The sequence below is a fragment of the Ornithinimicrobium pekingense DSM 21552 genome, from assembly GCF_000421185.1.
In the GTDB taxonomy this organism is placed as follows: Bacteria; Actinomycetota; Actinomycetes; order Actinomycetales; family Dermatophilaceae; genus Ornithinicoccus; species Ornithinicoccus pekingensis.
The window spans coordinates 240,384-252,561 of sequence record NZ_ATWJ01000008.1 but is presented as its reverse complement, the minus strand read 5'-3'; the positions used below and the strand labels follow the sequence as shown (position 1 = coordinate 252,561).

At 73.5% G+C, this 12,178-nt stretch carries 14 protein-coding genes; 7 read left to right on the top strand and 7 right to left on the bottom strand.

The window, feature by feature from the left end; all coding sequences use genetic code 11:
• Window positions 1-23: 23 nt before the first annotated feature.
• The 3 genes from K330_RS0106610 to K330_RS19640 are packed head-to-tail and all read left to right on the top strand — an operon-like array spanning window position 24 to window position 1,718.
• Window positions 24-575, top strand: coding sequence for an NADPH-dependent FMN reductase (locus tag K330_RS0106610; RefSeq protein ID WP_022921053.1), 552 nt, complete (start codon window positions 24-26; stop codon window positions 573-575).
• A 46-nt stretch (window positions 576-621) separates the two neighbouring features.
• Window positions 622-987 carry a VOC family protein gene (locus K330_RS0106605; protein WP_022921052.1) on the top strand — a complete coding sequence of 122 codons (366 nt, stop codon included), beginning with the start codon at window positions 622-624 and terminating at the stop codon, window positions 985-987.
• 38 nt (window positions 988-1,025) lie between these two features.
• Entirely contained in the window at window positions 1,026-1,718 is a 693-nt protein-coding gene (locus K330_RS19640; protein ID WP_022921051.1) for an alpha/beta fold hydrolase, read from the top strand.
• A gap of 1 nt (window position 1,719) precedes the next feature.
• On the opposite strand, the gene K330_RS19635 is transcribed toward K330_RS19640, so the two are convergent.
• From K330_RS19635 to K330_RS0106575, 5 genes are all read right to left on the bottom strand, one after another.
• Window positions 1,720-2,511 carry a crotonase/enoyl-CoA hydratase family protein gene (locus K330_RS19635; RefSeq protein WP_022921050.1) on the bottom strand — a complete coding sequence of 264 codons (792 nt, stop codon included), beginning with the start codon at window positions 2,509-2,511 and terminating at the stop codon, window positions 1,720-1,722.
• Between the two features lie 22 nt (window positions 2,512-2,533).
• Window positions 2,534-3,421, bottom strand: a complete 888-nt coding sequence (locus K330_RS0106590; protein ID WP_022921049.1) for a patatin-like phospholipase family protein — start codon at window positions 3,419-3,421, stop codon at window positions 2,534-2,536.
• A 22-nt stretch (window positions 3,422-3,443) separates the two neighbouring features.
• Window positions 3,444-4,427 carry an NAD-dependent epimerase/dehydratase family protein gene (locus K330_RS0106585; RefSeq protein ID WP_022921048.1) on the bottom strand — a complete coding sequence of 328 codons (984 nt, stop codon included), beginning with the start codon at window positions 4,425-4,427 and terminating at the stop codon, window positions 3,444-3,446.
• Window positions 4,428-4,493: 66 nt separating this feature from the next.
• Window positions 4,494-5,090, bottom strand: a complete 597-nt coding sequence (locus K330_RS0106580; RefSeq protein ID WP_022921047.1) for an AMIN-like domain-containing (lipo)protein — start codon at window positions 5,088-5,090, stop codon at window positions 4,494-4,496.
• Window positions 5,091-5,189: 99 nt separating this feature from the next.
• A complete protein-coding gene (locus tag K330_RS0106575) occupies window positions 5,190-5,810 on the bottom strand; it encodes a flavodoxin family protein (RefSeq protein WP_022921046.1) in 621 nt (206 codons plus the stop codon).
• A gap of 220 nt (window positions 5,811-6,030) precedes the next feature.
• On the opposite strand from K330_RS0106575, the gene dnaK reads away from it, so the two are divergent.
• The 4 genes from dnaK (at window position 6,031) to K330_RS0106555 (ending at window position 10,280) form a co-directional block, all read left to right on the top strand.
• Complete coding sequence (gene dnaK / locus K330_RS0106570; protein ID WP_022921045.1) at window positions 6,031-7,941, top strand: molecular chaperone DnaK; 1,911 nt, start codon at window positions 6,031-6,033, stop codon at window positions 7,939-7,941.
• Window positions 7,938-8,606, top strand: a complete 669-nt coding sequence (locus K330_RS24195; RefSeq protein ID WP_022921044.1) for a nucleotide exchange factor GrpE — start codon at window positions 7,938-7,940, stop codon at window positions 8,604-8,606. The genes dnaK and K330_RS24195 overlap by 4 nt, the downstream gene beginning before the upstream one ends.
• A 177-nt stretch (window positions 8,607-8,783) precedes the next feature.
• Window positions 8,784-9,833, top strand: coding sequence for a DnaJ C-terminal domain-containing protein (locus K330_RS0106560; RefSeq protein ID WP_022921043.1), 1,050 nt, complete (start codon window positions 8,784-8,786; stop codon window positions 9,831-9,833).
• 6 nt (window positions 9,834-9,839) lie between these two features.
• Window positions 9,840-10,280, top strand: a complete 441-nt coding sequence (locus K330_RS0106555) for a heat shock protein transcriptional repressor HspR (RefSeq protein ID WP_022921042.1) — start codon at window positions 9,840-9,842, stop codon at window positions 10,278-10,280.
• Between the two features lie 16 nt (window positions 10,281-10,296).
• On the opposite strand, the gene K330_RS0106550 is transcribed toward K330_RS0106555, so the two are convergent.
• Window positions 10,297-11,175, bottom strand: coding sequence for an ABC transporter permease (locus K330_RS0106550; protein ID WP_022921041.1), 879 nt, complete (start codon window positions 11,173-11,175; stop codon window positions 10,297-10,299).
• The gene (locus K330_RS0106545; RefSeq protein ID WP_022921040.1) at window positions 11,172-12,083 is read right to left on the bottom strand and encodes an ABC transporter ATP-binding protein; all 912 of its coding nucleotides are present in this window, start codon (window positions 12,081-12,083) and stop codon (window positions 11,172-11,174) included. Before K330_RS0106545 ends, K330_RS0106550 begins: the two co-directional genes overlap by 4 nt.
• Window positions 12,084-12,178 lie beyond the last annotated feature (95 nt).

The following is a 12,178-nucleotide window of genomic DNA, read 5'->3' as shown; positions in this document are numbered from 1 at the left end:
AACCGTCACTCATTGACGCCTGCATGAGCTTCCCCACGATCGGCGTCGTCGTCAGCACCACCCGCCCCGCCCGGATCGGCCCCAAGGTCGCCGGCTGGGTCGCCGGCCTGGCCCCCTACGGCACCGAGGTCGAGATCGTCGACCTGGCCGCGATCGGCCTGCCCTTCCTGGCCGACGGCCAGATGCCCTCGGCCGGTGAGTACGACCAGCCCAGCACGATCGCCTGGTCCGAGCGGGTCCGCGGCTACGACGCGCTCGTCCTGACGGTGGCCGAGTACAACGGCGGCTACCCGGCCGTGCTCAAGAACGCCCTGGACACCCTCCACGCCGAGTGGAACGGCCTGCCCGTCGGCGTGGTCGGCTACGGCTGGGGCGGGGCGACCGCCGCGACCGGCGCCCTGGCGACCGTCCTCGACCGCCTGCAGACCGTGCGCCTGGACGGCCCCGGCCTGCGCTTCGGCGAGGACCTCACGCCCGAGGGCGAGGTCCTCGAGGCGGCCCCGGAGGACGCCGTGCGCGGACTCTTCGACCAGCTGGTCGCCGCCGCCCGCGAGCGGGGGTCCGTCACGGCCTGAGGCCGTCCCCCTGCGCGCGGCGGTCGGATCCGCCAGACTGACGGTCATGAGCGACGACAGCAGGAAGAGCAGCCTGTCGGTGGACATGGTGACCGTCGACTGCGAGGAGCCCCAGGAGCTGGCGGACTTCTGGCGCCAGGCCCTGCAGACCGAGGTCGGCACGGACCTGCCCGACTTCGTCATCCTGCGCGGCCGGCCCGCCCTCGCCTTCCAGCGCGTGGAGAAGCCGACCCCCGGCAAGAACCGGCTCCACCTCGACCTGTCCGGCGCCGAGCGGACGCAGGAGGTCGCGCGCCTGGTGGAGCTGGGGGCCAGCGTCGTCCGCAACCACGACCACGACGGGTTCGCCTGGACGGTGCTGCGTGACCCGGCCGGCAACGAGTTCTGCGTCTCCGACCCCCACGGCGCCTGACCCTTCGCCCCGCCCGGCGCACCGCATACCCTGCGAGGGTGACCGGACCGACCGACCCTCCGCCGCCCCTCGTCCTCCTGCACGCCGGCGGTCAGGCGCCGATGGCGTGGGAGGACGTCGTCGTCCGGCTCTACGGCTCGCGGCGGCTGCTCACGCCGTGGGTGCCCGGGCTGCGACCGACCGAGAAGGAGCCGCTGCCGATGGGCCAGGCCGCGGCGGCGCTCGACACCACCTTGATGCTCGAGGGTATGCAGCAGGTCGACCTGTGCGGGGTGTCGTACGGGGCGATGGTGGCCGCCCAGCTGGCGGCAGACTTCCCCGAGCGGGTGCGGCGGCTCGTGCTCGTCGGCGGCCAGGTGCGCCCGCCGCGGTCGGTGATGCGGATGCAGGGCGCGCTGCTGCGGATGATCCCCCGGTCGCGGTTCGTCGACGCGGGGGTCTCCAAGGACCAGGTGCTGCGCAGCCAGAAGGTCGTCCGCGCCCTCGACCTGACCGACGCGCTGCCGCGGATCACCGCCCGCACGCTCGTGCTCGTCGGGGCCAAGGACGTCGTCAACCAGGCGGCGGCGCGGGCGCTGACCTCCGGCATCGCGGACGCGCGGCTGAGGGTCGTGGAGGGCGCGGGGCACCTCGTCAACGTGGACCGGCCGGAGGAGCTGTCCACGATCCTGGCGGACTTCCTCGACGAGCCGGGGGACGACGCCGTCGCGTCGGGGGGCGTGGAGGCCTGAGCTAGGCCGACGCGGCCCGGTCGGAGGCCCGCCCGGGCAGTCCGCCGCGGTCCATCCGGGCCAGCAGGCGCAGCTGGGCGAGACGCTCACGGCGGAACACCGCCCGGGACGAGGAGGCCACCGCCCGGTCCAGCAGCCGCTTGCTCCAGGCCACGGCCTCGGCGTCGTGCTCGACGATCTGGCCGACGAGGCGGGCGGCCTCGGCGTGGGGATCCTCCGACAGCCGCGTCACCAGCCCCAGGCGGTGCGCCTCGGTGCCGGTCACGGTCCGGGCCGTGAGCGTCAGGTCCTTGGCGACGTCCAGCCCGACCAGCTCCACGAGCGAGCGCGTCCCGCTCATGTCCGGCACGAGCCCCCAGCGCACCTCGCGCACCGACCACTGCGCGTCCGGGGTGCTGACGCGCAGGTCGGCGCTGAGCGCCAGCTGCAGACCGGCGCCGAGGCAGTGGCCGTGGACGACCGCGACCACCGGGACGGGCAGCCGGCGCCACGCCCAGCACGCCTCCTGGAAGACGTTGGTGCCGCGCAGCCCGGGGACGAAGCGCCGGGCGATCCCGCGCGGCTCGCCCAGCGCGGCCCGCAGGTCGAGCCCGGCGCAGAACGCCTCGCCGGCGCCGCTGAGCACCACCGCCCGGACCTCACGGTCGTCCCGCAGTGCCCGCGCGGTCGCGACCAGCTCGTCGAGCATCCCCAGCGTCAGCGCGTTGAGCTTGTCCGGTCGCGCCAGCCGCACGTGCGCGACCTGCCCCTCCACCTCGGTGGTGACCAGTCCGGTGCCGGCGGATGACTCCATACCCGGAGCATGGCACGCGCGGTCAGAGACCGAGGAACTCCCGGATCGCCGGCAGCTCGCGGCGCGCCTGCGCCAGGCCCGCCTCGTGGCTCGCGCGCAGCCGCGCGACGTCGCGGGTGCCGTTGCCCACCGGCATGGCCCCGGGCACGAACACGTAGGCCGTGCCGGCCCGCTCCAGCTCCCACAGCTCCTCGCGCACGGCGTTGTAGCGCGCCGGCCGCTGCCGGAGGGCCTCGGCCACGGAGGGCAGGCGCCGGAAGTGCCGGCGCAGGTACCAGTCGTGGCGCGAGGGTGTCTTGACGTAGTCGCGCCCGCGCGTCAGCACGACCAGGAACCGCTGGTAGCCGTCGGCGCGCGCCGCGTCCAGCGGGATGCCGCCGGAGGGCCCGAGCGCCCCGTCGACCCAGACCTCGCCGCCGATCGTCACCGGGGGCATGACGACCGGCATGGTCGACGAGGCCCGCACGCGCACCATGAGGTCGTCCATCGTGGGGAGGTCCTCGCGGCCCCAGTAGACCTGCTCGCCGCGCGTGGCGTTGAAGGCGCCGATCCGCACGGCCGCGGGGCTGGCGGCGAAGGTCTCCCAGTCGAAGGGCAGCGCGGCGCCCGGCAGCCCGGTCTCCTCGTAGATGTACCGCGCGTTGAACAGCCCCTGCCCGCGCACGAACGTCCGCCAGTCGCCGAACCGGGGGTCCGCGGCGAAGTCGGTGAAGCTGTGCCGGGCACGCCACGGGTCGCGCGCCACGTAGTTGACCGTGTTGCTCGACCCGGCCGAGACGCCACCCACCCAGCCCAGGTGGACCCCGGCCTCGAGCAGGGCCACGACCAGCCCGGAGGTGTAGGACGCACGCATCCCGCCGCCCTCGAGGACCAGGGCGGTGCCGGGCGCGTCCGTCGTCAGCGGCTCCACGCCCCGAGGGTATGCCGTTGCCTCAGCGCACCGCGGCCAGCACCTCGTGCTCCTCCTCGTCGGTGAGCCCGGTCGGTCGCTCGCCCTCGCGGTTCTCCTCGTAGGCCAGGGCCGCGCGCAGCGTCTCGGCCAGCGGCCGGGTCACCAGCCCGGCGGCACGGGCCCGGGAGGTGTCCATGGTCCCGAAGCCGCGCATGGTGGGGTCGTCGATCCACAGCGGCATCGAGCGCGGCCCCATCCACGGGTTCACGCCGAGCTCGGCCAGCCGGGCCGGGGGCACCGGGTGGGGCCGGGCGGCCGTCCCCGCCACCTCGGCCGCGGTCGCGAGCACCTCCGAGAGCGGTGTGGTCGGCCCCGTGACGTTGTAGGGCCCGTCGAGGCGCTCGCGGGCGGCGGTGACGACGAAGGAGGCGATGTCGCGCACGTCGACGAGCGCGCAGGGGAAGCCGGGGTCGTCGGGCACGGCGACGGCCGACCCGTCGCCGACCGGGTGCGCAAAGCGCCACGGCCAGTAGCCCGACCGGCCCGAGGTGTCGCCCGCCCCGCCGATCAGCCCGGAGCGCACGAGCGTCGCGGTCGTGCCCGACCCGGCGTAGAGCTGCTCGCAGGCCACCTTGGCAGCCCCGTAGTCCTCGGGCCCGGCCATGACCTCGGCCTGCAGCGCCGGCGTCAGGGCGTCGGTCTCGCGGTGGCCGGCCGGCGTCGTCCCGGCGTAGACGTTGGCCGTGGACACGAACACCCAGTGGTCGGCCCGCAGGTCGCGCAGCGCCCTGCGTGCACGGCCGGGCTGGCTGGTCAGGTCGACCACGGCGTCCCAGCGACGACCGGCCACGGGGGCCAGGGCGTCGGCGGCGTCGTCGTCGCGGTCACCGGGGACGAAGGTGACGCCCTCCGGCGGCGGGGCGCTGCCCCGGGCCAGGCAGGTGACCGAGTGGCCGTCGGCCAGGGCGGACAGGGCGATCTGGCGGCCGAGGAAGGCGGTTCCGCCGAGCAGCAGGAGCTCCATACCCCTCATCCTGGGAGACGCGGCGGCGCCCGCGCCGGTCCGACCGACGCGGGCGCCGCGCAGGGCTCACCACCGGTGGGCGACGTCGATCACCAGCCGCGCGCCGTCACCGGGCCCGTCCAGCACGAAGACGCGCATCGGCAGCCGGGCGCGCACGCCCAGGCCCAGCGTGGTCTGTCCCTCGAAGCTGCCGGCCCAGGCCACCTGCCGGAAGGTGGAGTAACCGGTGACGTCGACGACGTTCGTGCGGCTGCGCGGTGTGAAGGTCGCGCGCCCCTGGTCGTCGTAGGCCGGCGCCCGCAGGACGATCCGCAGGTCGGCATCGCCCTTGAGCGGCACGGCCCTGCCGCTGCCGTCCTCGCGCACCGTGGTGACGTAGCGCACGTCGTAGCTGAGCGACCGGGGCACCTTCGCGACGTCGAGGACCAGGCGGTCGAAGCAGTCGTGGCGCCCGGACCGGACCCCGCTGAGGGTGCCGGTGGTGTGCGAGACCGCGTTGGCCTTGGCCAGCGAGCCCCAGGTGATCCCGCAGTAGGGCCGCGCCGTCGTGGCGAGGGTGGTGGCCGGGCCGGCCAGGGCCGAGGCGGGTGCCCCGAGCCCGGCGGCCAGGGCCGCTGCCGCGGCCAGTGCGGTGAGCTGTCGTCGGGTCCGTCGCGTCCCCATGGTCTCTTCCCCTTGCGTCGTCCGGGCGGCTGCCCGGGTGAGGTATGACGTGGAGCCACGTCATACCCCTGTGTCGCGGGGGGACGGGGAAAGGTTGCCTCAGACCGCCGGGTAGCCGTCCAGGCGCAGCAGCCGGGCCAGGTGGGCGGCGTTGGTGGCCGCGGTCGCCGTGGCCGAGGCGGTCGCCTCCGGCGTCTCGTCGAGGTCCTTGTAGTCCACGGTGTGCATGGCCTCGCCGTTCCAGTAGGTCACGCCGTTGGCCGGGACGGTGAAGCCGACGTCGTTGAGCGCCTGGAAGAGGACGGCGCTGATGTGGTGCGCCCCGTCCTCGTTGCCGACCACCACGGCCAGCGCCACCTTGCCGAAGGTCAGCAGCCGCCCCTCGTCGTCGGTCTCCGACAACTCGGCGTCGAGCCGCTCCAGCACCCGCTGGGCCACGCTGGTGTGCTGGCCCATCCAGGTGGGCGTGGCGAGCACGAGGATGTCGGCCTCCATCACCTGCTCGCGGATGGCCGGCCACTCGTCGCCGTCGCCCATGTCCTTCTCGACGCCCGGTCGCACGTCATGGTCGACGACGCGCACCTGCGAGCCGCTCACGCCGTGCCGGGCCAGGGCGTCCAGCACCTGCTGGGCGAGCACCTGGGTGCTGGACTCCGCGGGGGAGGGGCTCAGCGTGCAGTTGAGCGCGAGGGCGGTCAGCGGCGCGGTGTCGGTAGCCATGGGCAGCACGCTAGGCCGTCCGGGGCCCGGGCGCAGCACGGGAGGGGTGGAGCCGCCCGGGGAACACATCCGCCCGGGCGCAGGTTGAGCCAGGTGAACTCAACTTCGGTGAGCGCGAGCTTGACAAGATCGACCGCGCCGCACAGAGTTGAGTCCTGACGTGTCAACCGCGTCCACCCGCCCGGGTGCGGCGCACCTCATACCCGAAGGAGACCACCACATGGGACGTGCAGTCGGCATCGACCTGGGCACCACCAACTCCGCGGTCGCGGTCCTGACCGGCGGCGAGCCGGAGATCATCGCCAACGCCGAGGGCGGGCGGACCACCCCCTCGGTCGTCAGCTTCGCCAAGAACGGCGAGGTGCTGGTCGGTGAGGTCGCCAAGCGCCAGGCCGTCACCAACGTCGACCGGACCATCCGCTCCGTCAAGCGCCACATGGGCACGGACTGGACCACCCAGGACATCGACGGCAAGCACTACACCGCGCAGGAGATCAGCGCGCGGATCCTCATGAAGCTCAAGCGCGACGCCGAGGCCTACCTGGGCGAGCCGGTGACCGACGCGGTCGTCACCGTCCCGGCCTACTTCGACGACGCCGAGCGCCAGGCCACCAAGGACGCCGGTGAGATCGCCGGCCTCAACGTGCTGCGCATCGTCAACGAGCCGACCGCCGCCGCGCTGGCCTACGGCCTGGACAAGGGCAAGGAGGACGAGCTCATCCTCGTCTTCGACCTCGGTGGCGGCACCTTCGACGTCTCCCTGCTCGAGGTGGGCAAGGACGCCGAGGACGGCTTCGCGACCATCCAGGTCAAGGCCACCCACGGTGACAACAAGCTCGGTGGTGACGACTGGGACCAGCGCATCATCGACCACCTGGTCACAACGGTGAAGAACCAGTCCGGCGTCGACCTGGCCAAGGACAAGATCGCGCTGCAGCGCCTCAAGGACGCCGCCGAGCAGGCCAAGAAGGAGCTGAGCTCGGGCACCAGCACCACGATCAACCTGCAGTACCTGTCGATGGGGGAGAACGGCCCCGTCCACCTGGACGAGACCCTCACCCGCGCGCAGTTCGAGCAGATGACCAGCGACCTGCTGGAGCGCACCAAGGCGCCGTTCGACCAGGTGATCAAGGACGCCGGCATCAAGCTCGACGAGATCGACCACGTCGTGCTCGTCGGCGGCTCGACCCGCATGCCGGCCGTGACCGACCTGGTCAAGAAGATGACCGGTGGCAAGGAGCCCAACAAGGGCGTCAACCCCGACGAGGTCGTCGCCGTCGGCGCCGCGCTGCAGGCCGGTGTCCTGAAGGGTGAGCGCAAGGACGTGCTGCTCATCGACGTCACCCCGCTGAGCCTGGGCATCGAGACCCAGGGCGGCATCATGACCCGCCTGATCGAGCGCAACACCGCGATCCCGACCAAGCGCAGCGAGGTCTTCACCACGGCCAGCGACAACCAGCCGTCGGTGGGCATCCAGGTCTACCAGGGTGAGCGCGAGATCGCCCAGCACAACAAGCTGCTCGGCAACTTCGAGCTGACCGGCATTGCCCCGGCCCCCCGCGGCGTCCCGCAGATCGAGGTCACCTTCGACATCGACGCCAACGGCATCGTGCACGTCTCCGCCAAGGACCGGGGCACGGGCAAGGAGCAGTCGATGACGATCTCCGGCGGCAGCGCGCTGCCCAAGGACGAGATCGAGCGCATGGTCAAGGACGCCGAGGCGCACGCCGAGGAGGACCGCAAGCGCAAGGAGGAGACCGAGACCCGCAACACCGCCGAGCAGCTGGTCTACTCGACCGAGAAGTTCCTCGCCGACAACGGCGAGCAGGTCCCGGCGGACACCCGGGGCCCGGTCGACACGGCGCTGAACGACCTCAAGGAGGCCCTCAAGCCCGAGTCCGGCGCCTCCGTCGAGGACATCAGCGCCAAGATGGAGACCCTCTCGACCGAGTCGCAGAAGATGGGGTCGGCCATGTATGCCGCGCAGGGCGCCGCCGCCGGTGGCGCGGGTGCGGGGGCCGGCTTCGCGGACGCGACCGGTGCCGCGGACGTCGACCCCGACCGGTCGGCCGACGCCGGTGGTGACGACGTGGTCGACGCCGAGGTCGTCGACGACGAGGAGACCAAGTGACGGACAGCTTCGGCACCCAGACCGGGGGTGCTCCTCGCGACGAGGAGCACCCCGGCTCGGGGCCGGTCATCCGGGACAAGCGGCGCATCGACCCCGAGACGGGTCAGCCGCGCACCCCGCAGACCGCGCCCGAGCCGGCGCCCGGCCAGGCCGACGGCGATGCCGGTGCGGACACCGGCGTGACCGACGCCGGCGCTGCCGGTGACGACGCGCACCCGGACACCGCCCTGGCCGCCGAGCGGCTGGAGGAGATGCGCCGGATGCAGGCGGAGTTCGTCAACTTCCGCAACCGCACCCAGCGGGAGCGCGAGGCGGACAAGGACCGCGCGGTCTCCTCGGTCATCGAGGCCCTGCTGCCGGTCATGGACGACATCCACTCGGCCCGCGAGCACGGTGACCTCGGCGAGGGCACCCCGCTGCGGGCGATCGCGGACAAGCTCGAGGTCACCCTGGAGCGGTTCGGCGTCCGGCGCGTGGGCGAGGTCGGCGACGTCTTCGATCCCACCGTGCACGAGGCGCTCATGCACCTGCCGGCCGACAGCCCCGGCGTCGAGCTGCCCGAGGGCTCGACGGAGATGACGGTCGTGCAGGTGATCCAGCCGGGGTTCGTGGTCAACGACAAGGTCGTCCGCGCGGCACGCGTCGCGGTGGCCGACCCCGCCTGACCGACCGAGGACGTGGCGTGCACGCCCCACCCCCGACCGGGGACGCGGCGTGCACGCCATACCCGGAGTCCCCGGTGGCCGCAGATGCGGGCACACGGCGTCGTCGGTGGGGACAATGGCGTACAGACCGTGACCTCGGTCGGGAGAAGGTCGAGAAGACGAAGGAGGTGAGGACCGTTGGTCAGCCAGGACTGGATGGAGAAGGACTTCTACGCGATCCTCGGCGTCCCCAAGGACGTCGACGAGAAGACGCTGAAGAAGACCTACCGCAAGCTCGCGCGCGAGTGGCACCCGGACTCCAAGCCCGGTGACGCGGCGGCGGAGCAGAAGTTCAAGGACATCGGCGAGGCCTACGCGGTCCTCTCCGACCCCGAGCAGCGCAAGCAGTACGACGCCGTCCGCGCGATGGGCGGCGGAGCCCGGTTCACCGCCGGCGGCCCCGGTGGGCCCGGTGGCGGCGGCTTCGAGGACGTCTTCGCCCAGATGTTCGGCGGTGGCGGCGGCGCCCAGAACGTGCGCTTCTCCACCGGAGGCGGGGGCGGGATCGACCTCGAGGACCTGCTCGGTGCCTTCGGCGGCGCCGGTGGCTTCCAGCCCGGCGGCGGCCAGGGCTTCCCCGGTGGTGGCCAGGGCTTCCCCGGCGGTTTCGGCCAGCGCGGGCAGCGGGGTACGGCCAAGGGCCAGGACGTGGAGGCCCGCACCGCGATCGACTTCCGTGCCGCGGCGAGCGGTGACACCGTCACCCTCAGCAAGCCCGACGGCGGACGCATCACCACCAGGATCCCGGCCGGCGTCAAGGACGGCCAGAAGATCCGGCTGCGCGGCAAGGGGATGCCCTCCCCGGTCCAGGGCGGGGAGCCGGGCGACCTGATCCTGCACGTGACCGTGCGCCCGCACCCCGTCTTCGGCCGGGACGGCGACAACCTCACCGTGGACCTGCCGGTCACCTTCAGCGAGGCCGCGCTGGGAGCCACGGTCGCCGTGCCGACCCTGGACGGCGGCACCGTCAAGGTCCGGATCGCCCCGGGCACCCCCTCAGGGCGTGTGCTGCGCGTCAAGGGCCGGGGCATCGAGACCAGCAAGGGCACCGGCGACCTGCTCGTCAGGGTGCAGGTCGTCGTGCCGCAGCGGCTGTCCGACGCCGCGCGCGAGGCGGTCGAGACCCTCCGCGACGAGGAGGGGGCGGCCGACCCCCGCAGCGAGCTGATGCGTCAGGCGAGGGCGTGATGACCCGTGGTCGACCGTGACACCCCCGTCTACGTGATCTCGGTGGCGGCCGAGCTGGCAGGGATGCACGCCCAGACCCTGCGCCAGTACGACCGCCTCGGCCTGGTCACCCCGTCCCGCACCCGGGGCGGTGGCCGGCGCTACTCCTCCCGCGACATCGACCGGCTGCGGGAGGTGCAGCGCCTCTCCACCGAGGGCGTGAGCCTCGCCGGGATCCAGCGCATCCTCGACCTGGAGATGCAGGTCGAGGCGATGCGCAGCCGGCTCGCCGAGCTCACCGCGGAGAACCACGCCCTGCGCGAGGCCCTGGGCCAGTCGCAGCGGGTCTTCGCCGCCGGCCGCTCCGGCGAGGTCATCGCGCTGCGGGCCGGCACCCGGCCACGGGCCAGCTCGGGCAGCACCGCGCTGGCGCTCTGGCGTCCCCACGGCTGGCCGTTCCCGGACTGAGACGAGCACCGGCTCGTCACTTCACCTCGCGCCGGGCCACCCGCCAGAAGCCGACGGCCAGCGGCAGCAGGATCCACAGCGCGCTCGTGGTGCCCACCTGGGCCCACTGCTCACCGGTCGCCCACTCGTCGCCGAGGAGCGCGCCCTGGGCGACGGACATGTCCAGCCAGGCTGAGTTCTCCCGCAGCCACGCCGTGGTGAGGAAGAGCAGCGGCGAGAGCATGGGGACGAGGAAGTAGGCGACGATGCCCACCGGCACGTTGAGGAACAGCGCGCCGAAGGCCACGCCCATGAGGACCCCGATGGTCTGCAGCACCAGCAGGTTGACGGTCAACGGCCAGCCCAGCCACGCGTCGACCTCACCCCCACCGGCGGCGGAGACCGAGACCGTGTGGGCGGCGGCTGCCAGCAGGGTCGTCACGAGGAGCACCCCGAGGCCCAGCAGCACCGCGGCGAGCGTCTTGGCGGCCATCACCCGCAGCCGGCGGGGCTCCTGGGTGAAGGTGATGAGTGCGGTGCGCTGGCCCCATTCGTTGGCCGCCGTCATGACGCCCAGGATCGGGATGAGCAGCGCCTGCGGGATGTTGGCCGCCAGCATCAGCCCGAGCATGCCGGTGCCGGTCTCCCGGTTGAGCCACAGCGTGACGCCCATCGACAGCGCGGTGATCACCAGGATGGCGACGACCAGCCACCGCCCTGCGCGGGTGTCGATGAGCTTGCGCAGCTCGGTGCGCAGCAGCCGGGAGAAGGGCAGTGCGCCCACCGCGTCGATCTGCGGCGGGTATGCCGTCTCGGTCCCCGGTCGGGCGGTCGTGGTCATGGCGCTCTCCTCGAGGGTCGTGCGGGTCGGGCGGGTCGTGCCGGTCGTGCCGGCTCTGGGGGTGGTCGTGCTCATGCCGCGACGCCCTCGGCGCCGGTCTCCCGGGCGTCCGCCGCGGTGAGCTGCAGGAACATCTCCTCGAGCCCGCTGCCCCCGGCGGTGCGCAGCTCGGTGACGAGCAGCTGCGCCGCCAGGGCTAGCCGGGCGACCTCCTCCGCCGTCGCCGTCGTGCGCAGGTCACCCTCGGCGCGCAGCGTCACCTCGTGGCCGTCCCGCTCCAGCGCCGTGCCCAGCCCGGCCAGGTCGGGCGAGCGCACGAGGGTGCCGCCGGCCTGCAGGAGCTCCTCCTTGGTGCCCTGGGCGACGATGCGCCCCCGGCCGATCATGACCAGGTCCTGGGCGATCTGCTCCACCTCGTGCAGCAGGTGCGAGCTGAGCAGCACCGTGCCGCCCTCCGCGGCGAAGTCGCGCAGCAGGCCGCGCATCCACCGGATCCCCGCCGGGTCCAGGCCGTTGGCGGGCTCGTCCAGGACGAGCACCTGCGGGTCGCCGATCAGGGCACCGGCGAGGCCGAGCCGCTGCCGCATGCCGAGCGAGTAGTTGCCGACGCGACGCTCCGCCTCCCGGGAGGTCAGCCCCACCCGCTCCAGGGCCGCGTCGACGTCGCGACGCCCGCGCCCGGCCATGACGGCCGCGAGGTTGAGGGTCTCCCGCCCGGTCCGCCCCGCGTGCTGCGCCGTCGCGTCGAGCATCGCCCCGACGTGCCGTGTCGGTGTGGGCAGCGCGCGGTAGGGCCGTCCGAGCACCAGCGCGGTGCCCGAGCTCGGGGTGGTCAGGCCGACCATCATCCGCATGGCGGTGGACTTGCCGGCGCCGTTCGGGCCGAGGAAGCCGGTCACCCGCCCCGGCCGGGCGGTGAAGGTGATGTCGTCCACGGCGGTGAAGCCGCCGTAGCGCCTGGTCAGGTTCTCGATCTGGATCATGTCCCCAGGCTCGCCGCCGGGCCGGGCCCGGGACATCGGCCGTGCGTCTGGCAGGTGCGGCCGTCGGTCGGGCACGGCCCGCGGCCACCCCCTAC

Bases quoted from the DNA above. Each gene is read 5' to 3' on its own strand.
- K330_RS0106610 (WP_022921053.1), top strand. From the start codon at position 24: ATGAGCTTCCCCACGATCGGCGTCGTCGTCAGCACCACCCGCCCCGCC.
- K330_RS0106605 (WP_022921052.1), top strand. From the start codon at position 622: ATGAGCGACGACAGCAGGAAGAGCAGCCTGTCGGTGGACATGGTGACC.
- K330_RS19635 (WP_022921050.1), bottom strand. From the start codon at position 2,511: ATGGAGTCATCCGCCGGCACCGGACTGGTCACCACCGAGGTGGAGGGG.
- K330_RS0106585 (WP_022921048.1), bottom strand. From the start codon at position 4,427: ATGGAGCTCCTGCTGCTCGGCGGAACCGCCTTCCTCGGCCGCCAGATC.
- K330_RS0106580 (WP_022921047.1), bottom strand. From the start codon at position 5,090: ATGGGGACGCGACGGACCCGACGACAGCTCACCGCACTGGCCGCGGCA.
- K330_RS0106575 (WP_022921046.1), bottom strand. From the start codon at position 5,810: ATGGCTACCGACACCGCGCCGCTGACCGCCCTCGCGCTCAACTGCACG.
- dnaK (WP_022921045.1), top strand. From the start codon at position 6,031: ATGGGACGTGCAGTCGGCATCGACCTGGGCACCACCAACTCCGCGGTC.
- K330_RS0106550 (WP_022921041.1), bottom strand. From the start codon at position 11,175: ATGAGCACGACCACCCCCAGAGCCGGCACGACCGGCACGACCCGCCCG.
- K330_RS0106545 (WP_022921040.1), bottom strand. From the start codon at position 12,083: ATGATCCAGATCGAGAACCTGACCAGGCGCTACGGCGGCTTCACCGCC.